This window comes from Nocardioides iriomotensis (genome assembly GCF_004168035.1).
Lineage (GTDB): Bacteria > Actinomycetota > Actinomycetes > Propionibacteriales > Nocardioidaceae > Nocardioides_B > Nocardioides_B iriomotensis.
In genome coordinates, this window is record NZ_SDPU01000018.1 from 16,566 (window position 1) to 37,886 (window position 21,321).

The following is a 21,321-nucleotide window of genomic DNA, read 5'->3' on the forward strand; positions in this document are numbered from 1 at the left end:
CCACCGCTGATTCACGGATGGGACCCAGGGGAGGGTGTGATCACGCACGGCCTCATCCGGCCGGCGCTCGAGTTCATCGAGTCGACCGTGCAGCCCGGGTGGCGCACACTCGAGACTGGGTCGGGCCTGAGCACGATCGCGTTCGCCATGACGGGCTCGGACCATCTCGTCATCGTGCCGAACGCCGAGGAGGAGCAGCGGATCCGGGCGTTCTGTGCGGACAACGGTGTCGATACGACGCAGGTGCGCTTCGTCATCGACTTCTCGGAGCGCGCGTTGCCGACTCTGGACGTCGGCGAGATCGACTGCTACCTCATCGATGGGTCGCACTCGTTCCCCCAGGTGTTCATCGACTGGTTCTACGTCCGAACGAACCTTCGGGTGGGCGGGTGGCTGATCGTCGACGACGTGCACGTCTGGACGGGGCGTGTTCTCCGTGACTTCCTCAAGGCAGAGCCGGGCTGGGAGGTGGTTCACCAGTGGTCCGGCCGAACCGTGGCCTTCCGTAAGACAGCCGAGAACGCCGATCGTGACTGGTCCGAGCAGCGCTTTGTCGAGCGGCGCACCCGGGCCGAGACGATCGGCCGCGTGCGTATGGCGGCGGCACTCGCACGCGAAGGCGAGTTCACCGAGATCCTGAAGCGAACGCGGGCGTTGCTCCCCGGCGGGCAGCGGGACGCCTGACTGTCAGGCCAGCGCGCGGTCGAGGACCGCCTGGACGTGCAGCGTCGTGCACGGGAACACCGGCAGGTCCGAGTCGGCCTGCTTCACGAGCAGCTCCAGCTCGGTGCAACCGAGGATGACGCCCTGCGCGCCGGCGTCCCAGAGCTCGTCGATGAGCTCGACGACCGTGGCGCGGCTCTTGTCGAGCACCTTGCCGTGCACGAGCTCGTCGTACACGATCCGGTTGACCGTCTCGTGGTGCCGCTCCTCGGGCACGACCACCTCGACGCCGTGGGAGGCGATCCGGTCGGTGAAGAACGACCGGCTCATCGTGAACGCCGTGCCGATCAGCCCGACCTTGGTCAGCCCCTGCGCCTTGGCGGCCTCGGCGACCACGTCGCCCAGGTGCACGAACGGCACGTCGACCGCGGCCTCGACCTGGTCGGCCACGACGTGGAACGACGTGGTGCACATCAGCACCAGGTCGGCGCCCGCGGCCTGCACGCCACGCGCGGCCTGCGCCAGCAGCGCGCCGGCCTCGTCCCAGTCGTCGCGGCGCTGCAGCTCGGTCAGCTCCGCGAACTCGATCGACGACAGCACGACCTTGGCGGAGTGCAGGCCGCCCAGCCGGTCCTCGATGCCCGTGTTGAGCAGCCGGTAGTACTCCAGGCTGCTCTCCCAGCTCATGCCTCCGACGAGGCCGATGGTCAGCACGCGCCGATCCTCGCACAGCATGTTCCTTTACTTCTGTCGGTGGCCTCCGCGAGGCTCCTCGCATGGCCTCGCGCACCCGCCGCCCCGTCGTCCGCTGCTCCTTCCTCCCGCCGTACCTCCTCGAGCGGGTGGCCGCCATGCACCCCGACGACGCGGTCGGCGGCTGCTGCCGCGGCACGCTGGCGATCGACGCCGAGCTACGCGAGCGACGCCACCTCGTCGCCCTCTCGGGGCGGCCCGCGACGGCCGCCCCGATGGTCCCGGTCGACGGCGCCTTCGCCGTGTTCAGCGCCGGCAACGGCACCACCCTGCCGGGACAGCAGGTGCGCGGCGCGGCCGAGGACGAGACCGGCGACGCCGCCGTCGACGAGGCATGGGCGGGGGTCAAGGAGTCGCTGGCGCTGTTCGCCGAGGAGTACTCCCGCTCGTCGTACGACGACCGCGGCGCTCCCGTCGTCGCCACCGTCCACTACGGCCGCAGCTACAACAACGCGTTCTGGGACGGCCAGCAGCTCGTGTTCGGCGACGGCGACGGCAAGGTGTTCACGCGGTTCACCAAGCCCATCGACGTGCTGGGGCACGAGTTCACCCACGCCGTCACCGAGCACACCGCCGGCCTCGTCTACCAGGGCCAGCCCGGCGCGCTCAACGAGTCGGTCTCCGACGTGTTCGCCGCGTGCCTCAAGCAGAGGCTGCTCGGGCAGACTTCCCAGGCCGCGGAGTGGCTGATCGGCGAAGGCCTGTTCCTCCCGTCCGTGCAGGGCGACGCGCTGAGGTCGATGAAGGAGCCGGGCACGGCCTACGACGACCCGGTCCTCGGGAAGGACCCGCAGGTCGGCTCGATGGCCGACTACGTCGAGACCAACCAGGACAACGGCGGCGTCCACATCAACTCCGGCATCCCCAACCGCGCCTTCCACCTCGCCGCCGTCGCGCTCGGCGGCAACGCCTGGGAGGCCGCCGGCCAGGTCTGGTACGCCGCCCTCACCTCGGGCCTGAGGCCCGACACCGACTTCGCCACGTTCGCCGACGCCACCGTGACCGCGGCGGCCCAGGTGTCCGACGAGGCGCGCGCCGCCGTCGCCGGCGCCTGGACGGAGGTGGGTGTCCCGGTCGGAGCCCTCGTCCCCGGAGGCGCCGGATCCGGGACGTCGCCCTCGTCCCCGCCCGCTGATGGCGGAGGACTCGTCGTCGTCACGCGCAGCGGCGGGATCGTGGGCCGCACGGAGCAGGCCGAGGCGCATCTCGGCGACGACCCGCGCAGTGCCGACCTCGAGCGGCTGCTGTCGCGGATCGACCTGCAGCAGCTCGCGGGAGCGCCCGGTTCACCGGCGCAGCCCGACCGCTACGTCTACACGTTCGCGGTCGACGGCCGCGAGGTGATGCTCGGCGAGCAGGACCTGACGCCCGAGCTGGCCGAGCTGGCGACGCTGCTCCTCGACCGCTGACTCGCGGGAGCCTGGGTCAGCGGGCGGCGCGACGGCCGCGCACCGGAGGCTCCGGTTCGCCGCCGGAGACGGGGTCGGCCCCGGCGGTCCGCCCCAGGCCGATGGCGCCGGCCACGATCAGCACCACGCCGGCCAGCACCACCAGGACGTAGGTCGTGCCGAGCGCTTCGACCGACAGCCAGATCATGTAGCCGAGCGCCGGCGTGGCCACCGCGACGATCGCCCGCAGCCACACCGGGGCGGTCGAGACCAGGGCGTACCCGGCGAACGCGAGCGCGAGCAGCATGAGGGCCAGGCCGGCCAGGTAGGAGTACGGCTCCGGCTCGTCGCCCCAGCCCAGGACGGCCGACGCGACCCACGTCAGACCGCCGACGACCGCCACGAGAGACGCCCACTTGCTCGATCGCATGGGCGTAGTGTGCCCCGTCACGCTCCGCTTGGCAGCACCAGGCTGGACCGGCCGCCCGGACGGACCTCTCGGACAAGCCGGACAGGCCCCGGGCGATGATGGGGACATGTCGACTCCCACCGCCGTCGTGACCGGAGCCAGCAGCGGCATCGGTGCCGCCACCGCCCGCCGCCTGGCCGCCGAGGGCTTCCACGTCTGGTGCGCCGCCCGGCGCGAGGACCGGATCCAGGGCCTCGCCGCCGAGATCGGGGGTACGGCGATCCGCTGCGACGTCACCGACGAGGCCCAGGTCGCGGCGCTCGCGGAGGCGGTCGGCCCGCGGCTCGACGTGCTGGTCAACAACGCCGGCGGCGCGTTCGGTGCCGACCCCGTCGCGACGGCCGACGCCGACCAGTGGCGCCGCATGTACGAGGTCAACGTCATCGGCCTCATGCAGGTCACCAAGGCGCTGCTGCCCGCGCTGATCGCGTCGGGCGCCGGCGTGATCGTCAACGTCGGGTCGACGGCCGGGCGGATCGCCTACGAGGGCGGCGCCGGCTACACGGCCGCCAAGCACGGCACCCAGGTGGTCACCGAGACGCTCCGGCTCGAGCTGTGGGACCAGCCGGTGCGGATCAGCGAGATCGCGCCCGGCATGGTGAAGACGGAGGAGTTCGCGTCGGTCCGCTTCGACGGGGACGAGGACAAGGCGGAGGCGGTGTACGCCGGGGTGGCGGAGCCGCTGGTCGCCGAGGACATCGCCGACGCGATCGGCTGGGTGGTCACCCGGCCGCCGCACGTCAACGTGGACGAGCTGGTGATCCGGCCGCGCGCCCAGGCGGCGCAGCACAAGGTGCACCGCGTCTTCGACTGACCGCACCGCGGACCGCGCCATCGGCGGCGTGGGTGGTCCAACGCACATTGGCATAGGTAAGGCTTACCTAATACCATCCTGCGGTGACGACCCTCCCCGCCGCGCCCGCGGTCCCGCGCGCGCCCGAGCAGACCGGCCGCTTCTGGGCCGACCTGCGTCGTCACGGGCACCACCCCGCCGTCGTCACCGACGCCGCCGACGGGGGCACGCTCAGCTACGCCGACCTCGCCGACCGGGTCGACGCGCTCGCCGACCGGCTCGGCCCCACGCGACGGCTGGTGCTGCTGGCGGGCGGCAACGACCTCGACACGCTGGTCGGCTACGTCGCCGCCCTGGCCGGCGGCCACCCCGTGCTGCTGCTTCCCGGCGACAACGCCGGCCACGTCGACGCGGTGGTCGCCGCCTACGACCCCGACGTCGTCCTCGACGGTGACGGCCTCCACGAGCGCCGCCCCGGCACCCGGCACGACCTGCACCCCGACCTCGCGCTGCTGCTGTCCACCTCGGGATCCACCGGCAGCCCCAAGCTGGTGCGCCTCTCGCACACCAACCTGGCCAGCAACGCCGGCGCGATCGCGTCGTACCTCGGCATCCGGCGCACCGACGTCGCCGCGACCACTCTGCCGCTGCACTACTGCTACGGCCTGAGCGTGGTGAACAGCCATCTCGCCGCGGGCGCCACGCTCTTCCTCACCGACCTGTCCGTGGTCGACGCCTGCTTCTGGGAGGCGGTCCGGGCGCACCGGGTCTCCTCGTTCGCCGGGGTGCCCTACACCTTCGACTTGCTCGACCGCGTCGGCTTCGCCGGGATGGACCTGCCCTCGCTGCGCTACGTCACGCAGGCGGGTGGCCGGCTCGCCCCCGAGCGCGTCCGCGCGTACGCCGAGGCCGGCCAGGAGCGCGGCTGGGACCTCTTCGTCATGTACGGCCAGACCGAGGCCACCGCCCGGATGGCCTACCTGCCGCCCGACCTCGCCGTCGCCTCAGCCGGCGCGATCGGCGTCCCGGTGCCGGGCGGCTCGTTCCGGCTCGAGCCCGTCCCGGAGCGGCCACTGAGCGCCCGCGACGGCGACCTCACCGTCGGCGAGCTCGTCTACCGCGGCGACAACGTCATGCTCGGCTACGCCACCGGCCCGGGCGACCTCGCGCGCGGGCGCGAGGTGCACGAGCTGCGCACCGGCGACGTCGCGCGTCGCCGCCCCGACGGGATGCTCGAGGTCGTCGGCCGGCGCAGCCGGTTCGCCAAGGTGTTCGGCGTCCGCGTCGACCTCGACGAGGTCGAGCGCCTGTACGGCGACCGCGGGCACGTGGTCCACGTCGCCGACCTCGGCGACCGGCTGCTGCTCGGGGTGGACGCGTCGGCGCGGCCGGCCGACCCCGAGGAGCTGCGGGCGGTCGCCAAGGAGGCCGTCGGCCTGCCGCGCACGGCCGTGGACGTGCTGGCGCTGCCCGAGGTGCCGCGCCTGCCGTCGGGCAAGACCGACTACCGCACGCTCGTCGCCCTCGCCGGCAGCGGGGCCCGCGCCGCCACGACGGCGGACCCGGCCGCACCGGGCGGAGGCCGGGACGACCGGAGCGCCGCGCTGCGCGCCGCCCTGGCGGAGGTGCTCGGCCGCGACGTCACCGACGCCGACACCTTCGTCGGCCTCGGCGGCGACTCGCTGTCCTACGTCGAGGCCTCGATCCGTGTCGAAGCCGCCCTCGGCACGCTGCCGGCCGGCTGGCACACCACGCCCGTCGGCGAGCTCGCCGGCCGACCGGCGACGCCGGCCCGCCGCGGCCGCACGTTGGAGACCAACGTGCTCCTGCGGGCGCTGGCGATCGTGATGATCGTCGGCACCCACGCCAACCTCTTCGTCGCCGTCGGCGGCGCGCACGTCCTGCTCGCCGTGGCCGGCTTCAACTTCGGCCGCTTCCACCTCACCGACGCCCCGCGCCGCGAGCGCGTCCGGCACGTCCTCGGCAGCGTCGCCCGGATCGCCGTACCCGCGGCCGTGTGGCTCGCCGGCGTCGCCCTGCTGACCGGCGACATCGGCTGGCGCAACGTGCTCCTGCTCAACGGGGTGCTCGGCCCGACGTCCTGGACGGAGCCGGCCTGGTGGTATTGGTTCGTCGAGGTGCTCGTCTGGACCCTCGTCGCGCTCGCCGGCTGCCTCGCAGTGCCGTGGTTCGACGGGGTCGAGCGGCGGTGGTCCTTCTGGCTGCCGTTCGGCCTCGCCCTGGCCGGGCTGCTCACGCGGTACGACGTCGTCGAGCTCTCCGCCGGTGACGAGATCCACCGCGGCACCGTGGTTTTCTGGCTGTTCGCGCTCGGCTGGGCCACCGTCAAGGCGACCCGGCTGCGGCACCGCCTGCTCGTCTCGGCGGTCGCGGTCGCCAGCGTGCCGGGCTTCTTCGAGGACGGCCCGCGCGAGGCGGTCGTCGTCGCCGGCGTGCTGCTGCTCGTGTGGCTCTCGTCGGTCCGGGTGCCCGACGTCGTCGCGCGTGCGGCGGCGGTCCTGGCGTCGGCGTCGCTGTACATCTACCTCGCGCACTGGCAGGTCTACCCGCACCTCGAGGACGACGCCCCCCTGCTCGCGACGCTGCTGAGCCTGCTGGCCGGGATCGTGTTCTGGAAGGTCGCCTCGCGCGCCGGCAACCTGCTCGGCACGCACGCGGGCCCCCGGCCGAAGCCGAGGGCCCGCGCGTCCCAGGTCTGAGAGCTCAGGGGCGGCGCTCGCCGCCCTGGGCGCGGCCGCCGCTGGCGGCATCGGCGGTCGCCCCGCCCTGCGCGCCGGCAGCAGCGTCGTCGGAGTCCTCGGTCCCGTCGGCCTCGTCCGACGTCTCGGCGTCGGTGTCCTCGTCCGTGGTGGTCTCGTCGGCGTCGTCGGCCTCGTCACCGCTGCCGGCGTGCGCACGACGTTCGGTGCTCCGGCCCTCGGAGGCCAGGCCCGAGATCTCGGCGCCCTTGTCGGCGCCCTCGGCCTCGGTGCTGCGCGCGGTCTCCGAGACGGTCTGGCCGTGCTCGGACGCCTCCGGCAGCTCCTTCTCGGTGCTCTCCGCGGTTCCGGCAGGCTCCGTGGTCTCCTCGGCCTCGGTCTCGGTCACGTCGGTCTCGGTGGTGGCGTCCTCCTCGGGCGTTCCGGCCTCGGCGGAGCGGCCGCGCTGGTCGGCGTGGCCGGCGCTGTGGGCGTTCGGGCCGGGGACCTCGACACCGACGGTGTCCAGCCAGGTCCGGGCGGTGTCCTGGGCGGCGCCGGGCAGCACGCCGGCGGCGGCGCCGCCGACACCGGCGGCGAGCAGCACACCGGCGCCGAGGCCGGCGGCGACGGCGGCGCGGACGGGGGACAGGGACGAGGGCATCGAGAACCTCCTGCGGGAGTGGGCTTCACGGAAGGCAGCCAGCGCCTCCTGCTCGCCGGGCAGCGGACCGGGTTCGGTCGGCGCCGCGGCAGCAGCGAGCAGAGCACGGACCCGGGGGTCCTGCTCGGGGGTCTCGTCGGGCGGCTGGCTCACCATGTCACCTCAGTCATCGTTCGTCGTCGTCAACGCGTTACACCCGTCCGGCGCCCGCCGCTCGCCGAGGACCGAGGCGAGCCGCTTCAGCCCCCGGTGGACGGCCACCCGTACGGCGCCGGGGCGCTTGCCCAGCACCTGCGCGGTCGTCGGCACGTCGAGGCCCGCGACGTGCCGCAGCAGGACCGCCTCCGCCTGGTCGCGGGGCAGCGACGCCACCAGGCGCAGCGCCGCCTCGGTCGTGACCAGCTCGCCGACGGCCTCGGGCACGTCGTCCGGTGCCGGCCGGTCGACGAGCTCGGCGTGCGCGTCCACGGGGAGTGGGGCGCGGTACTCCTTGCGCTGTGCGTCGCGCAGCCGCGCGTGCCCGATCGTGAACACCCAGGCCCGCCACCCGTCCTCGTCGCCCTCGAACCGGTGCAGGTCGCGCACGACGCAGACCCAGGTCTCCGCCGCCGCGTCCTCGGCCACCGGCCCGCCCAGCGCCGTCAGGTAGCGCAGCAGCGCCGGCTGCACGGACCGGAACAGCTGCACGAAGGCAGCCTCGTCACCGTTCCTCGCCGCGCGCAGCAGTGACGCGAACTCCGGCATGACCCTCCCGCCACTCCCGAGACTGCCCGGCAGGCTACGTGCTCCCTCCCGGACCGGGTCAACCCCCGAGCGCGACGCTCAGCGGCCGACGCGCTCGAGGAGGGCCATCGCGTCGTGCGGCGCGAAGCCCTTGGCGTCGTTGTCGAAGTAGGCAAACACGGCGCGCCCGTCGTCCGCCCAGCGCCGCATCTTCGCGGCCCACGAGTCCAGCGCCTTCGCGGTGTAGCCGCTCGTGTAGAGCTCCAGGTCGCCGTGCAGCCGCACGTAGACGTGGTCGGAGGTGACGGTCTCCAGCCGTGGCCAGCGACCGGCCGTGTCCGCCACGACCAGCGCCACGTCGTGCTCGCGGAGCAGGGCGACCAGGTCGTCGGCCCGCTCCTCGAACGACCCGTGCCGGACCTCGAGGGCGTGCCGCAGCGGCAGGTCGGCCGTCACGGTGGTGAGCGCCCGGTCGTCGGGGACCTTGGCGTCGTGACCCGACGCGAGTGCGGCGGCCTGCTTCGCCGTACGAGGCAGCAGGTCGAAGAAGCCGGCCAGCCGGTCCGCGTCGTACCCGAGGTTCGGCGGCAGCTGCCAGAGGAAGGGACCGGTCTTGGCGCCGAGCGCGAGCACTCCCGAGGCGAAGAAGTTGGCCAGCGGGGTCTCGACGTCGACCAGCTTCTTGAGGTGGGTGATGAACCGGCCGCCCTTGACCGCGAACACGAAGTCGTCCGGCACCTGGTCCCGCCAGGCGGCGTACGACGACGGCCGTTGCAGGGCGTAGAACGAGCCGTTGATCTCGATGCTGGTCAGCCGCTCGGCGGCGTACGCCAGCTCGTCCTTCTGCCGCAGGCCGGTCGGGTAGAAGTCGCCGCGCCAGGCGGCGTAGGTCCATCCGGAGATCCCGACGTGAATGCGACCCACCCGACGAGGGTAGATCTATGCCTGAGTGATGGACGTCAGCTCCCGGCCGCCGGGGAATAGGCCAGGATCGGCGAGGGTTCTCCCGGGTGGACCAGGTCCCGGACACTTCAGGAGCAGTGCATGGCGCAGTCGGCGGAACGCCGTGAGCACGGTCGCGTGGCGATGATCAGCCTGCACACCTCACCGCTCGACCAGCCCGGCACCGGCGACGCCGGGGGCATGAACGTCTACGTCCTCGAGCTCGCCAAGCGGCTCGCGGCCCGCAACATCGAGGTCGAGATCTACACCCGGGCCACGTCGTCGTCGCTGCCGCCGGTCGTCCGGGCGTACGACGGGGTCTCCGTCCGCCACGTGCACGCCGGACCGTTCGAGGGACTCACGAAGGGCGAGCTGCCCGGCCAGCTGTGCGTGTTCGCCCGCGAGGTGCTGCGCGCCGAGGCCCAGCACGAGCTCGGCTGGTACGACGTCATCCACTCCCACTACTGGCTCTCCGGCCAGGTCGGCGCGCTCGTGCGCGACCGGTGGGGCGTGCCGCTGGCGCACTCCATGCACACCATGGCCAAGGTCAAGAACGCCTCCCTCGCCGAGGGCGACACACCCGAGCCCGACGGCCGGGTGATCGGGGAGGAGCAGGTGGTCGAGGCCGCCGACATGCTCATCGCCAACACCGAGGACGAGGCGAAGCAGCTGATCAACCTCTACGACGCCGACTCCTCCCGGGTCGAGGTCGTGCACCCCGGCGTCGACCTCGACGTGTTCCACCCGACCACCGGCGCCCGCGCCCGGCTCGGGCTGCCTGAGGACGCGGTCGTGCTGATGTTCGCCGGCCGCATCCAGCCGCTCAAGGCCCCCGACATCCTGCTGCGCGCCGTGCGCCTGATGCTCGAGCGCGATCCAGCCCTGCGCCGCCGGCTCGTCGTCCCCGTCGTCGGTGGCCCGTCGGGCAGCGGGCTGGAGCACCCCGAGTCGCTCGCGCAGCTCGCGGACGCCCTCGGCATCGCCGACGTCGTGCGGTTCGTGCCGCCCGTCGCGCAGTCGACCCTCGCGGACTGGTACTCCGCCGCCACGCTGGTCTGCGTCCCGTCGTACAACGAGAGCTTCGGCCTCGTCGCCGTCGAGGCCCAGGCCGCCGGCACCCCGGTCGTCGCGGCCGCGGTCGGCGGGCTCACCACCGTCGTGCGCGACGGCCGCTCCGGTCTCCTCGTCGCCAGCCACGACCCCGAGGACTACGCCCGCGCGATGCGCCGCGTCGTCGACGAGCCCGGGCTCCGCGACGAGCTCGCCGCCGGCGCGCTGGTCCAGGCCCGCGACTTCGCCTGGGAACGCACCGCCGAGCGCACGGTCGACGTCTACCGGCAGGCCGTCCGCGCGATGCGCGACGACCTCGCCCGCGTCGCCGGGTGACCCCGGTGACGGAGCAGCAGCAGGCGGTCGAGACGGTCCGCCGCACCCTCGGCGCCAGCGAGCTGGAGTGGCAGGAGATCTCGGACGGCGTGTTCACGGTGGTGCTCCCCGGCGAGCGCAAGCTGCAGACCCCCGTGCGGCTCGACGTCGGTGCCCACGCCCTCGGCGTGCACGCCTTCGTCGCCCGCCGCCCGGACGAGAACCACGAGCGGGTCTACCGCTGGCTGCTCGAGCGCAACCTGAAGATGTTCGGCGTCGGGTTCGCCCTCGACCACATGGGCGACATCTACCTCGACGGCCGGCTCCCGCTCTCGACCGTCACGCCCGACGAGGTCGACCGGCTGCTCGGCGCCGTCCTGACCTACTCCGACGAGTCGTTCAACACGATCCTCGAGCTCGGCTTCGCCTCCTCGATCCGCAAGGAGTGGGAGTGGCGGCTCGCCCGCGGCGAGTCCACCAAGAACCTCGAGGCGTTCCAGGCGCTCCGCCCCGCCGACGAGCCGTCCTGACCCACTCGCTCAGGCCGGGACCGGGCGCGGGTCGCGGCTCCGCGGCTTCCTCCTGGCCAGCGCCACGCCCACCAGGCACAGCGCGCCCCCGACGTACGCCAGGGCCGGCGGCGTCTCGCCCAGCAGCAGCCACGCCATCACCACGGTGATCGGCGGGACGAGGTACGTCGTCACCCCGAGGCTGCTCGCGCTCATGTGGGTCAGCGCGAAGGCGTAGGTGGTGAACGCGATCGCGGTCGGGAACACGCCGAGGTAGACCACCCAGCCGACGTCGGCCGCGGTCATCCCGCCGAGGTCGGACGCCAGGGCAGGAGCGAACGGCAGGCAGGCGGCCGCGCCGATCGTGCAGGCCACCCATGTCACCTCGATCGCCGGCAGCCGCCCCATCAGCGGCTTCTGGAAGATCACGCTGACGGCGTAGACCGCAGCCGAGAGCAGGCACAGCAGCACGCCGAGGACGTCGCGGTCGCCGCCGGGCGACGTGCTGAGGCTGATCACGGCGACGCCGCCGAAGGCCACCACGAGGCCGATCCAGAGGTACGGCGTGGACCGCTCGCGCAGGAACAGCACGGCCAGCACCGCGATCAGCACCGGCGACAGCTGGATCAGCATGGCGGCGGTGCCGGCGTCGACCCGGCGCTCGCCCGCGTTGAGCGCGACGTTGTAGACCCCGAACCACAGCAGCCCGATCACGACGAGCCGGAACCAGTCGGCGCGCCGCGGTCGCACCCACCCGCGGCGGGCGAGCAGGACGGCGCCCAGGGACAGCGACCCCACGGCCAGCCGCCCGAGGGAGAGCGCGCCCGGCCCGACGTGGTCGCCCAGGTGCCGGATCGCGACGAACGCCGACGCCCAGAACACGAGCGTGACGCCGACAGCCACCAGCGGGAGGACGGGGCTCTTCTCGGTCACGACCTCACGCTAGGCGAGACCGCCGACAGCTGCGGACCCGGTGGTGGGACCCGCCCTCAGGCCTCCAGCTTGTAGCCGAGACCGCGCACGGTCACGAGGTACGTGGGGGCGGCGGGGTCGGGCTCGATCTTGGCCCGCAGCCGCTTCACGTGCACGTCGAGGGTCTTGGTGTCGCCCACGTAGTCCGAGCCCCACACCCGGTCGATCAGCTGCCCCCGGGTGAGCACCCGCCCGGGGTTGCGCAGGAACATCTCGAGCAGCTCGAACTCCTTGAGCGGCAGCTTGGTGTCCTCGCCGTTGACGGTGACGACGTGCCGCTCGACGTCCATCCGCACCGGGCCGGCCTCGAGCGACGGCGGCGCGAGCTCGACCTCCTGCCCGCGGCGCAGGACGGCGCGGATGCGGGCGACGAGCTCGCGGGGTGCGTAGGGCTTGGTGACGTAGTCGTCGGCGCCGAGCTCGAGCCCGACGACCTTGTCGACCTCGGAGTCCTTGGCGCTCACCATGATCACCGGGACGTTGGAGACCTGCCGGATCCGCCGGCACACCTCGGTGCCGGGCAGCCCGGGCAGCATCAGGTCGAGCAGCACGATGTCCGCCCCGGTCTTCTCGAACTCCGTCAGCGCGTCGGGGCCGGTGTTGGCGAGCGAGACCTCGAAGCCCTCCTTGCGGAGCATGTAGGCCAACGCGTCGCTGTAGGACTCCTCGTCCTCCACGACCAGCACTCGGGTCACGGGGTGCTCTCCTTGTTCCTGTCGTTCGTCTCGGGGATGTCGGGGCCGGCGGCGGCCGGCGACCCGGTGGTACGGCGGGGCAGCTCGAGGGTGAACGTCGACCCCTGGCCCTCGACGGACCAGACGCGGACGTCGCCGCCGTGGGAGGCCGCGACGTGCTTGACGATCGACAGGCCGAGGCCGGTGCCGCCGGTGGAGCGGTGCCGCGCGGGGTCGACCCGGTAGAAGCGCTCGAAGATCCGGTCGATCTCGTCGGCGGGGATGCCGATGCCCTGGTCGGTCACGCTCAGGTCCACCCGGGTCGCGTCCGGTCGCGCGGAGACGACCACGGTGCTGCCGTCGGGCGAGTAGGCCACCGCGTTGGAGACGAGGTTGCCCAGTGCGAGTGCCACCTCGTCGACGTTGCCGAGGATCTCCAGCCCGCGCTCGCCGTCCTGGACCACGTCGATCCGCCGTGACTGGGCGTCGATCGCGCTCTGGTCGATGGCGCGCACGACCACCTTGTCGACGTCGACCGGCTGCGGGTCGTCGAGCGGGTCGTCGCCCTGCAGCCGGGAGAGCTCGATGATCTGCTGCACCAGCCGGTTGAGCCGCGCGCTCTCGGTCTGCATCCGGCCGGCGAAGCGGGTGACCGCCTCGGGGTCGTCGGCGGCGTCCTCGACGGCCTCGGCGAGCAGGGTCAGCGCGCCGACCGGCGTCTTCAGCTCGTGCGACACGTTGGCGACGAAGTCGCGGCGGATCGCCTCGACCCGGCGCTCGCGGGTGCGGTCCTCGACGAGGGCGAGCACCAGCCGACTGGACAGTGGCGCCACCCGTGCGGTCACGTGCGCGGGTGGTCCGGACCGGCCCCTCTGCATGAGCAGCTCCGTCTCGCGGATCTGCCCGTCGCGGCGTACCTGCCGGACCAGGTCGGCGAGCTCGGGGGAGTGCAGGGTGTCGCCGCTGACCAGCCCCATGACGTAGGCCGGGGCGGACGCCTTGACCACCCGGTCGTCCTCGTCGACGACGAGCGCACTGGAGCGCAGCACGCCCAGCACGGTGGCGACACCGGCGGGCACGGCCGGCTCGGGCTGCGGCGGGACGGTGGTCAGCTGGCTGTCCGAGAAGCGCCACGCGAGCACCACCCCGGCGCCCAGCACGGCACCGAGCGCCGCGAAGAGCAGCGCCTGCGACGTGGGGTCCACGTCCTCGATCGTACGGCCCCCGTCGCCTGGTGTTCGCCTCCGCGACCGCCCCTGACCTGCGCTTTCGTCGACTGTTCACCTTTCGTTCACGGCTCGTCGTCCACTGGTCACCTTGTCGTCAGGCGGGGCACCTACCGTTCATGGCATGCGTGATGCCTACTTCGACCAGCTCGACTCGATCGTGGACGACCTCGTGGCCATGACCCACGAGGTGCAGACCGCGGTGTCGCGTTCCACGTCGGCCCTGCTGACCGCCGACGCCGAGAAGGCCGAGCGTGTCATCTCCGACGACGCCGACGTCGACGCCGCCCGCGAGAAGATCGAGGCCCGGTGCTTCGAGCTGCTCGCCCTGCAGCAGCCCGTCGCCAGCGACCTGCGGATGATCGTGGCCACCCTCCGCATGGTGGCCGACCTGGAGCGGATGGGCGACCTGTCCGTGCACGTCGCCAAGGTGGCGCGACTGCGGGTGCCCGAGCTCGCGATCCCGGGTGAGCTCGTCCCGACGATCGAGCGGATGGCCGCCGTCGCCGAGCGGATGGTCGGCCAGGCGGCCGGGATCATCGCCGAGCGCGACGTCGAGGGCGCGCGGGCGCTGGAGGAGAGCGACGAGGAGATGGACCAGCTCCGGCGGTCGTCGTTCCGCGTCATGCTCGCCGACGACTGGGCGCACGGCGTCGAGCCGGCCGTCGACATCGCCCTGCTCGGCCGCTACTACGAGCGGATCGCCGACCACGCCGTCTCCCTGGCCCGCCGGGTGGTCTACCTGGTCACCGGCGAGACGGTCACCGCCGACCTGGGCTGACCCGCCGCCTGCGCCGGCCCTCGCCCCGTCCTGCCATGATGGGCGGGTGGTGAGATCCGGCACTGCGATGGGCGTCGACTACGTCACGGCGTACGCCGCCGTGGCCGGCCGCTTCGCGGACGACGTGGCCGAGTCCGACCTGCAGGCGCCCGTCCCGGCCTGTCCCGGCTGGACCGTCCGCGACCTGGTCGTCCACCTCGGCAACACGCACGCCTGGGCGGCGACGATCGTCGAGACCGGCGCCTTCGCGCGTCCGCAGGGCGACGACCCCGGTTCGCACAAGGCGCGCGTCGTGAGCGAGTGGTACGCCGGCAAGGCCGAGGACCTGTACCGCGTGCTGCGTGCCACCGACCCGGACAGGCCCGCGTGGAACTTCGCCTTCGGCGACGGCACCGCAGGCTTCTGGCGGCGCCGCCAGCTCCACGAGACCACGATCCACGGGGTCGACCTGGTCCAGGCGGCCGGTCGAACGGAGCAGGTCGCCGCCGACGTCGCGACCGACGGGATCGACGAGGTGCTCCGGGTGATGATGAAGCGCCTGCACGACCGCGGCCACCCGGCCGCCCTCACCGCCCCGCTCACGCTGCAGTGCGACGACACCGGCCGTGCCTGGACGCTCACGCCGCGGCCGGACGCGCCGGAGCAGGAGACGCCCGTGCCGGCGCAGCCGCGCAGCGGCGAGGACCCCTCGCCGGGCACCGGCCCACCGCTCGTCGTCGACCGGCGCCATCCGCAGGCCGACCAGGTGTCCGGGTCCGCGGCGTCGCTCTACCTGGCGCTGTGGCACCGGGCGCCGTACGACCGTCTCGACCGGAGCGGGGACGCCGTGCGGGTCGACGCCTTCCTGTCCTCGCGGCTGGTTCCCTGAGGCGTCGGTCTGCCGGGTTCGGTACGTTTTACCCGCAGCAAGCCTGGAGATACTCGGACGCACACCATCGACGGGGGAGAGCACTGTGGGAGACGTGGGGATGTCGGCGGAGGCCGCCGCACGCATCAGGAACCGGTTCAACGACCTGAGCCAGGAGTTCTCGAACACGCGGTCCTCGATCACGGGGCACTGCTCGAGCATCCAGAGCGCCTGCGGGGAGTTCAGCGGCTCCGTCGCGGACGGCAGCTCGGACTTCGAGTACAGCTGGAAGCAGACGCTCGACATCTGCCGCCTCGCGGCCGCGGTGATCGCCGGCAACACCAACACGTTCGAGGTGGAGCTGACCCGGCTCGACCAGGACTACGCCCACCTCCCCACGCTCTGAGGCCGGCATGAGCGACAAGCACTTCACCCTGGACATCGACCCCGACGGCCTGCGCGGCGTCGCCACCCACCTGGCGACGCTGAAGAACCACATCCACACCAAGGCCGGCACGGTCAAGGCCACGCCCGGCGAGATCGGCGACTCGTGGACGGGCGACGCCGCCACCAGCATCAAGGCCGAGATGACCGGGCTCGGCACCCTGATGGACCGCTACGACGACAAGCTGCAGCCCGCCATCGAGAACCTCCGCTCCCTCGCCCACGACTACGACGACGCCCTCGCCCAGCTCCCCGGCCTCAACCACAAGTGGGAGCAGGCCGAGACCGACTACCAGTCGGCGCTCGACGCCAACCAGGACCACGTCGCCCAGACCCGTCAGCAGTGGATCGACGACGGCCGCACGATCAACATGACGCTCAACCACGAGCTCGACGAGATGCGCAGCAACGGCGCGAGCGCCGCGCTGAGCACCAAGCAGTCGACCCAGCACGGCCTCGAGGTCTCGTTCGGCTACACCAAGATGTGGCTCGCCCAGCAGACCCGGGCCCTCGGCAGTACCCTCGCGTCCGCGGTCCCGGCGACCATCGACCCCGACGCCCTCGACAAGTGGCAGAGGGGCGAGTCGGAGACCAATCCGCTCGCCGGGCTGCTCGGCGGGCTCAGCCTGACCTCGGCCCTCAAGGAGGCCGAGCACGACGACGCGGTGGAGGAGATCCAGCAGCAGGCCGAGGAGGACATCGAGGCGCTGCAGGAGGCGCTCGAGGACGGCGACCAGGAGGCCATCCGGGAGGCGATGGACGCCATCGGCGACAACGCCGACAACCCCGTCTACGCCGACCACCTCGTCGACACCCTCGGCGCCGACGGGGTCAAGGACCTCTACCTCCAGATCGACGACGGGCTGACCAGCTCCGACCTCGTCATGGAGGAGATCTGGCCGTCCCTTGAGAGGCTCAACGACGCGATCGCCCATGGCGTCAGCCGGCGCTCCGACGAGGAGATGGCGGCGTTCATCGAGAGCTTCATGGAGTCCGACTACGGCCCGAAGATGTGGGCGCTGGTCGCCTCCTCCGAGTACGCCGACGGCCGGGTCAACGCGACGGCCATCGCCTACCACTCCGAGGTCTACAACGGCTCGCTGAACGACGGCATGGGCATGCCCGGGCTGTTCCCGCAGGTGTTCAACTACGCCTACGGCGACAACGACATGCTCGGCCAGTGGGACGAGAACTCCTCCGGTGCCGACCTCGCTGACATCCTCGAGCACGCCAACAAGGCGCACCGCGACGACATGATGTTCCGCCTGCTCAACGTCCAGGTCGACGGCGGCACGATGAACGAGGACGACTACCAGCACATCGCCGACCTCTACGGCGAGATGCTCGTCGAGCTCAAGGACCGGCACCTCGCCGCCCTGGAGCACTCGGCCGGCGCGCGTCCCGACCTGCTCATGGAGATGCTCGAGCACCGCTACGCCAACGCGAGCTACTCCCAGTACACCGACCCGATCAAGCCCTACCTCCATGCGCTCGTGAACGACCCGGAGTGGGCGCTCTGGTACATGAACAACGCGCGCGACGGCTTCGTCCCGGCGAGCACGTTCAAGGACCTGATCGACGAGAGCGGCACCGACCCCGAGGACCTCATCGCGGCGATGACGACGTACCAGATCCAGCGCGGCGACGACCCCGACCAGGTCGCCGTCAACCTGGGTCTGCTGATGCGGCAGGAGGACCTGCTCGGCGACGACATCAAGTGGGGCGGCGTGCTCAAGTCCGTCGCGGAGAGCCTCATCTCGGCCGGAGCCAAGACCCCGCTGACCGGGCCGGCGCTCGGCGTCTTCAACGCGCTGCTCAGCGAGATCCAGAGGCTCGAGCAGGCCGACAAGGACCTCGACAGCGCGATGTCGAAGAACGCCGTCCAGGAGATCTTCGCGTTCGGCATCTACACGCAGGTGCACGGTGGCGCCCCCGAGGGCTACAGCTACGAGCGCAACGGCGAGACGGTCACGGTGCTCGGGTTCGACGACTACGTCGCGCAGGAGCACCTCGGCGACGACGACCGTGCGGTGAACCTCTACGTCCAGTACCTCGAGGAGAGCGGCGGCCCCACGTGGCGCGAGATCGACAGGCTCATCACCAAGATCGACGAGAGCCGGGACGAGCAGTGACCCTGGCGCGACTCCGCCTCGGCGCCGCTGCAGCGGTGACCGGAGCCGCCCTGCTCGCCGGCTGCGACGCCGGCGCGGGCGCCGCCCTCGACAACGAGGACTTCGTCGCCTGCGTCGAGGACGCCGGGCTGTCGGTCGAGGGGTCGTCGGACTGGTCCGACGACGAGCTGCGCGCCATCTTCTCCGAGCCGGCCGCCCTCGACTGCGCCGCGACGGACCTCTCCGACGACGATCGGTCCGAGGCGCTCCAGGCGGCGTTCCCCGCCGGCGACGACTACGACAGAGCCGGGCTCGACCAGCGGTTCGCGCCGGTCGACGCGCTCGTCGGCTACGTCCGCGCGAGCATCGGCGACCTCGGCGACACCGAGGTGGTGGCCCGCGCCGGCCGGCTGATCGACGCGATCGAGTGGGACCCCGAGGGCACCCGGGAGGCCGCGCGCGAGCAGGTGGCACTGACGGTGGTCCGCGAGACCGAGGGGATCCCCGGCTACGACGCCTGGCTGTCCGAGCACGGGGTCGAGGACGACTACACCGGCCGCGCGCAGTACGTCACGGCCGCCCAGCGCGACGGCACCCCGACCTCCCGGCAGATCGACGAGGTCGTGCAGGAGCTCGAGGGCTAGGCGCAGATCCACTCGCACCGGGGCGTACCGGGAAAACCGGTCGACCCTGTCGGTGGTCCGGACTAACTTCGCGGGCATGGTCCCCGTCCCGTCAGGCCGGCCCGTCGTCCGCGCCCACGACCTCCGCCGCAGCTACCGCACCCGCGCCGGCACCTTCCGCCGGGAGCGCAAGGAGGTCGAGGCGGTCCGCGGGGTCAGCTTCGACATCGAGCGGGGCGAGCTGTTCGGGCTGCTCGGCCCCAACGGTGCCGGCAAGACCACCACGATCAAGATGCTGATCACCCTGCTGCTGCCCACCGGCGGCAGTGCCGAGGTGCTCGGCCACGACGTCGTCGCCGACGCGCGCGAGGTGCGCCGCCACATCGGCTACGTGTTCGGCGGCGACCGTGGCCTCTACGAACGCCTCAGCGCCCTCGACAACCTCCGCTACTTCGCCGAGCTGTACGGCGTCCCGCCGCGCGAGCAGCGGCAGCGGATCGGCGAGCTCGTCGAGATGGTCGGCCTGACCGGCCGCGAGAAGGAGCGGGTCGAGGGCTTCTCGCGCGGCATGCGGCAGCGGCTGCACATCGCGCGCGGCCTGCTGCACGACCCCGAGGTGCTCTTCCTCGACGAGCCGACCATCGGCATCGACCCGGTCGGCGCGCGCGAGCTGCGCGGCACCATCGCGACGCTGCGTGAGCAGGGCAAGACGATCCTGCTGACCACCCACTACATGTTCGAGGCCGACGAGCTGTGCGACCGGATCGCGGTGATCCGCGGCGGCGAGATCGTCGCCGAGGGCACGCCCGCCGACCTCAAGCAGCGCGTGACCGCCGGCCACGTCGTGGAGGTCGAGACCTTCGGCCTGCCCGAGACGTCCGTCGACGCCGTACGCCTGCTCGACGGGGTGCGCTCCGCGGCGGTCGAGGAGCGCGGCCAGGCGCAGGTGCTGATCGTCCAGGTGCGGCCGGGCGCCGAGGTCACCTCGTTGGTCCTCGGGTCGCTCGACGGCGTCAACGTCGGCCGGGTCAGCTCACGCGAGCCGACCCTGGAGGACGCCTACGTCGAGCTGGTGTCGGCCGAGCCGGCGGGGGCGCCCGCATGAGGGTGCTGCGGCTGGTCGCCGTCTCCTACTGGCTGCACCTGAAGATGATCGCGGTCTCGGTCTTCGAGGGCGTCTTCCAGGTCATCTGGCCGATCTACTTCGCCACCGTCGCGTTCCTGCTCTACGGCCGCAGCGACGAGCCCGGCGTCCTCGTCTACGCCGGTCTCGGCGCCGCGGTGATGGGCATCTGGTCGGTCGTCACCACGACCGCGAGCGGGCTGCTCCAGCGGGAGCGCTGGCTGGGCACGCTGGAGCTGCTGGTGGCGTCGCCGACCCGGTTCGCGCTGGTGCTGGTGCCGATCACCACGGCGATGGCGTCGCTCGGGCTGTTCAGCCTGGTGTCGACGCTGCTGTGGGCGTGGCTGCTGTTCGGGATCACCGTGCCGGTCGCCAGCCCGCTGGCGTTCGTGGTGTCGATCCTGGTGTCGGTGTTCTCCGTCGCGCTGCTGGGCTTCCTGCTGTCGGTGGCCGTCGTGCGCTACCGGACGGCGTGGGCGATGGGCAACCTCCTGGAGTACCCCGGCTGGCTGCTCTGCGGCTTCCTCGTACCCCTGACGCTGTTCCCCTCCTGGGTCAGCTGGATCTCCTACGCCCTGCCGCCGACCTGGGGGATGCAGGCGATCCGTGCGTCGGCCCACGGCGAGTCGCCCTGGCTCGACGTCGTCATGTGCCTGCTCGTCGGCCTGGTGTACGGCGTCGTCGGGGCGCTGCTGTCCGAGACCGTGCTGCGCTCCGCGCGCCGCCACGCGACGTTGAGCCTGACGTGAGGGGCGGACGATGACCTCGCTGCGCATCTTCTTCGTCGGCGGCCTGATCAGCTTCCGGGCGCTGTTCAACTGGCTGAGCCCGTGGATCTACGTCCCGTCGCTGCTCGTCGCGCCGATCGTGCAGATCCTGCTGTTCGCCTACATGGGCCGGGCCGCGGGCCAGGAGTCCGACGCGTTCTACGTGATCGGCAACGCCGTGCAGTACTCCGCCATCCCCTGCCTCTTCGCGATGGCCAACACCGTCGCCGGTGAGCGCTGGACCCAGACCCTCGGCATCGTGCTGGTCACCCCGGCCAACCGCGTGGCGCTGTTCCTCGGCCGGTCGCTGCCCGTGGTGGTCAACGGCTTCATCGTGTCGATGTTCAGCCTCGTCGTGGGCGGGCTGCTCCTGGGCGTACGCTTCCCCGCCGCGTCCTGGCTGCCGCTCGCGCTGATCGTGGGCATCGCGGCGGTGTCCTGCACCGGGCTCGGCCTGGCCAACGCCGCGCTCGGCCTCCGGGTGCGCGAGACCGCGGTGATGTCCAACGTGCTGTTCGGCCTGCTGCTGATCTTCAGCGGCGCCAACATCCCGGTCGACGCGCTGCCGGGCTGGATGGAGTCCGTCTCGCGCTGGCTGCCGCTCACCCACGCGATCGAGGCCGCGCGCGAGGTCGCCGCCGGCGCGACGCTCGCCGCCGTCTCGGGCCTGATCGGGCGCGAGCTGATGCTCGGGGTCGTCTACGGCGCCGCCGGGCTCGTGGCGCTGCGGCTGCTGGAGGCCGAGGGCCGCCGCCGCGCGACCCTGGAGATCCAGTAGCGCGAGC

Annotated in this window: 22 protein-coding genes; 14 read left to right on the forward strand and 8 right to left on the reverse strand. The window is 72.4% G+C overall.

Features of this window, described 5'->3' with window-relative positions; all coding sequences use genetic code 11:
- Positions 1 to 36: 36 nt before the first annotated feature.
- Complete coding sequence (locus ETU37_RS05860; RefSeq protein WP_165372420.1) at positions 37 to 684, forward strand: class I SAM-dependent methyltransferase; 648 nt, start codon at positions 37 to 39, stop codon at positions 682 to 684.
- 3 nt (positions 685 to 687) lie between these two features.
- Here ETU37_RS05860 and ETU37_RS05865 read toward each other — a convergent pair whose 3' ends face one another.
- Positions 688 to 1,377: an aspartate/glutamate racemase family protein gene (locus tag ETU37_RS05865; RefSeq protein WP_129986283.1), complete on the reverse strand. Its 690-nt coding sequence runs from the start codon at positions 1,375 to 1,377 to the stop codon at positions 688 to 690.
- Positions 1,378 to 1,439: 62 nt separating this feature from the next.
- Between ETU37_RS05865 and ETU37_RS05870 the strand changes: the two genes are divergently transcribed.
- Positions 1,440 to 2,825 (forward strand): protealysin inhibitor emfourin, encoded by a 1,386-nt coding sequence (locus ETU37_RS05870; RefSeq protein ID WP_129986285.1) that lies wholly within the window; start codon positions 1,440 to 1,442, stop codon positions 2,823 to 2,825.
- 16 nt (positions 2,826 to 2,841) lie between these two features.
- On the opposite strand, the gene ETU37_RS05875 is transcribed toward ETU37_RS05870, so the two are convergent.
- The gene (locus ETU37_RS05875; protein ID WP_129986287.1) at positions 2,842 to 3,234 is read right to left on the reverse strand and encodes a hypothetical protein; all 393 of its coding nucleotides are present in this window, start codon (positions 3,232 to 3,234) and stop codon (positions 2,842 to 2,844) included.
- A 106-nt stretch (positions 3,235 to 3,340) separates the two neighbouring features.
- Between ETU37_RS05875 and ETU37_RS05880 the strand changes: the two genes are divergently transcribed.
- Positions 3,341 to 4,087: an SDR family oxidoreductase gene (locus ETU37_RS05880; protein ID WP_129986289.1), complete on the forward strand. Its 747-nt coding sequence runs from the start codon at positions 3,341 to 3,343 to the stop codon at positions 4,085 to 4,087.
- Between the two features lie 83 nt (positions 4,088 to 4,170).
- Complete coding sequence (locus ETU37_RS05885; protein WP_129986291.1) at positions 4,171 to 6,786, forward strand: AMP-binding protein; 2,616 nt, start codon at positions 4,171 to 4,173, stop codon at positions 6,784 to 6,786.
- A gap of 4 nt (positions 6,787 to 6,790) precedes the next feature.
- On the opposite strand, the gene ETU37_RS05890 is transcribed toward ETU37_RS05885, so the two are convergent.
- The 3 genes from ETU37_RS05890 to ETU37_RS05900 form a co-directional block, all read right to left on the reverse strand.
- A complete protein-coding gene (locus tag ETU37_RS05890) occupies positions 6,791 to 7,582 on the reverse strand; it encodes a hypothetical protein (RefSeq protein WP_129986293.1) in 792 nt (263 codons plus the stop codon).
- A gap of 9 nt (positions 7,583 to 7,591) precedes the next feature.
- Entirely contained in the window at positions 7,592 to 8,173 is a 582-nt protein-coding gene (locus tag ETU37_RS05895) for an RNA polymerase sigma factor (RefSeq protein WP_129986295.1), read from the reverse strand.
- A gap of 78 nt (positions 8,174 to 8,251) precedes the next feature.
- Positions 8,252 to 9,076, reverse strand: coding sequence for a DUF72 domain-containing protein (locus ETU37_RS05900; RefSeq protein ID WP_129986297.1), 825 nt, complete (start codon positions 9,074 to 9,076; stop codon positions 8,252 to 8,254).
- A 120-nt stretch (positions 9,077 to 9,196) separates the two neighbouring features.
- Here ETU37_RS05900 and mshA point away from each other — a divergent pair, with 120 nt between their 5' ends.
- Positions 9,197 to 10,480 (forward strand): D-inositol-3-phosphate glycosyltransferase, encoded by a 1,284-nt coding sequence (gene mshA, locus ETU37_RS05905; RefSeq protein ID WP_129986299.1) that lies wholly within the window; start codon positions 9,197 to 9,199, stop codon positions 10,478 to 10,480.
- A gap of 5 nt (positions 10,481 to 10,485) precedes the next feature.
- Positions 10,486 to 10,989 (forward strand): type III secretion system chaperone family protein, encoded by a 504-nt coding sequence (locus ETU37_RS05910; protein WP_129986301.1) that lies wholly within the window; start codon positions 10,486 to 10,488, stop codon positions 10,987 to 10,989.
- 9 nt (positions 10,990 to 10,998) lie between these two features.
- Here the strand turns inward: ETU37_RS05910 and ETU37_RS05915 are convergent, their stop codons facing one another.
- Genes ETU37_RS05915 through ETU37_RS05925 form a run of 3 tightly spaced genes read right to left on the reverse strand, consistent with a single transcriptional unit; the run spans position 10,999 to position 13,819 of the window.
- Positions 10,999 to 11,901: a DMT family transporter gene (locus tag ETU37_RS05915; RefSeq protein WP_240755563.1), complete on the reverse strand. Its 903-nt coding sequence runs from the start codon at positions 11,899 to 11,901 to the stop codon at positions 10,999 to 11,001.
- Between the two features lie 56 nt (positions 11,902 to 11,957).
- The gene (locus ETU37_RS05920) at positions 11,958 to 12,635 is read right to left on the reverse strand and encodes a response regulator transcription factor (protein ID WP_129986303.1); all 678 of its coding nucleotides are present in this window, start codon (positions 12,633 to 12,635) and stop codon (positions 11,958 to 11,960) included.
- Positions 12,632 to 13,819 (reverse strand): sensor histidine kinase, encoded by a 1,188-nt coding sequence (locus tag ETU37_RS05925; RefSeq protein ID WP_129986305.1) that lies wholly within the window; start codon positions 13,817 to 13,819, stop codon positions 12,632 to 12,634. Before ETU37_RS05925 ends, ETU37_RS05920 begins: the two co-directional genes overlap by 4 nt.
- 145 nt (positions 13,820 to 13,964) lie before the next feature.
- Here ETU37_RS05925 and phoU point away from each other — a divergent pair, with 145 nt between their 5' ends.
- From phoU to ETU37_RS05965, 8 genes are all read left to right on the forward strand, one after another.
- On the forward strand, positions 13,965 to 14,621 hold the full coding sequence (gene phoU, locus ETU37_RS05930) for a phosphate signaling complex protein PhoU (protein ID WP_129986307.1): 657 nt from the start codon (positions 13,965 to 13,967) through the stop codon (positions 14,619 to 14,621).
- 49 nt (positions 14,622 to 14,670) lie between these two features.
- Complete coding sequence (locus ETU37_RS05935; protein ID WP_129986309.1) at positions 14,671 to 15,489, forward strand: maleylpyruvate isomerase family mycothiol-dependent enzyme; 819 nt, start codon at positions 14,671 to 14,673, stop codon at positions 15,487 to 15,489.
- Between the two features lie 94 nt (positions 15,490 to 15,583).
- The gene (locus ETU37_RS05940) at positions 15,584 to 15,874 is read left to right on the forward strand and encodes a hypothetical protein (protein WP_129986311.1); all 291 of its coding nucleotides are present in this window, start codon (positions 15,584 to 15,586) and stop codon (positions 15,872 to 15,874) included.
- 7 nt (positions 15,875 to 15,881) lie between these two features.
- Positions 15,882 to 18,044 (forward strand): WXG100 family type VII secretion target, encoded by a 2,163-nt coding sequence (locus ETU37_RS05945; RefSeq protein WP_129986312.1) that lies wholly within the window; start codon positions 15,882 to 15,884, stop codon positions 18,042 to 18,044.
- A gap of 35 nt (positions 18,045 to 18,079) precedes the next feature.
- The gene (locus tag ETU37_RS05950; RefSeq protein ID WP_129986313.1) at positions 18,080 to 18,667 is read left to right on the forward strand and encodes a hypothetical protein; all 588 of its coding nucleotides are present in this window, start codon (positions 18,080 to 18,082) and stop codon (positions 18,665 to 18,667) included.
- 76 nt (positions 18,668 to 18,743) lie between these two features.
- Positions 18,744 to 19,751, forward strand: coding sequence for an ABC transporter ATP-binding protein (locus tag ETU37_RS05955; RefSeq protein ID WP_129986314.1), 1,008 nt, complete (start codon positions 18,744 to 18,746; stop codon positions 19,749 to 19,751).
- Positions 19,748 to 20,518, forward strand: a complete 771-nt coding sequence (locus tag ETU37_RS05960) for an ABC transporter permease (RefSeq protein WP_129986315.1) — start codon at positions 19,748 to 19,750, stop codon at positions 20,516 to 20,518. Before ETU37_RS05955 ends, ETU37_RS05960 begins: the two co-directional genes overlap by 4 nt.
- Positions 20,519 to 20,528: 10 nt before the next feature.
- Positions 20,529 to 21,314 carry an ABC transporter permease gene (locus tag ETU37_RS05965; protein ID WP_129986316.1) on the forward strand — a complete coding sequence of 262 codons (786 nt, stop codon included), beginning with the start codon at positions 20,529 to 20,531 and terminating at the stop codon, positions 21,312 to 21,314.
- The last annotated feature ends 7 nt before the right edge of the window (positions 21,315 to 21,321 follow it).

What these genes read in the sequence shown, in the direction of transcription:
- ETU37_RS05870 (WP_129986285.1), top strand. Translation starts at nt 1,440, where the DNA reads ATGGCCTCGCGCACCCGCCGCCCCGTCGTCCGCTGCTCCTTCCTCCCG.
- ETU37_RS05875 (WP_129986287.1), bottom strand. Translation starts at nt 3,234, where the DNA reads ATGCGATCGAGCAAGTGGGCGTCTCTCGTGGCGGTCGTCGGCGGTCTG.
- ETU37_RS05880 (WP_129986289.1), top strand. Translation starts at nt 3,341, where the DNA reads ATGTCGACTCCCACCGCCGTCGTGACCGGAGCCAGCAGCGGCATCGGT.
- ETU37_RS05895 (WP_129986295.1), bottom strand. Translation starts at nt 8,173, where the DNA reads ATGCCGGAGTTCGCGTCACTGCTGCGCGCGGCGAGGAACGGTGACGAG.
- mshA (WP_129986299.1), top strand. Translation starts at nt 9,197, where the DNA reads ATGGCGCAGTCGGCGGAACGCCGTGAGCACGGTCGCGTGGCGATGATC.
- phoU (WP_129986307.1), top strand. Translation starts at nt 13,965, where the DNA reads ATGCGTGATGCCTACTTCGACCAGCTCGACTCGATCGTGGACGACCTC.
- ETU37_RS05945 (WP_129986312.1), top strand. Translation starts at nt 15,882, where the DNA reads ATGAGCGACAAGCACTTCACCCTGGACATCGACCCCGACGGCCTGCGC.
- ETU37_RS05955 (WP_129986314.1), top strand. Translation starts at nt 18,744, where the DNA reads ATGGTCCCCGTCCCGTCAGGCCGGCCCGTCGTCCGCGCCCACGACCTC.
- ETU37_RS05960 (WP_129986315.1), top strand. Translation starts at nt 19,748, where the DNA reads ATGAGGGTGCTGCGGCTGGTCGCCGTCTCCTACTGGCTGCACCTGAAG.
- ETU37_RS05965 (WP_129986316.1), top strand. Translation starts at nt 20,529, where the DNA reads ATGACCTCGCTGCGCATCTTCTTCGTCGGCGGCCTGATCAGCTTCCGG.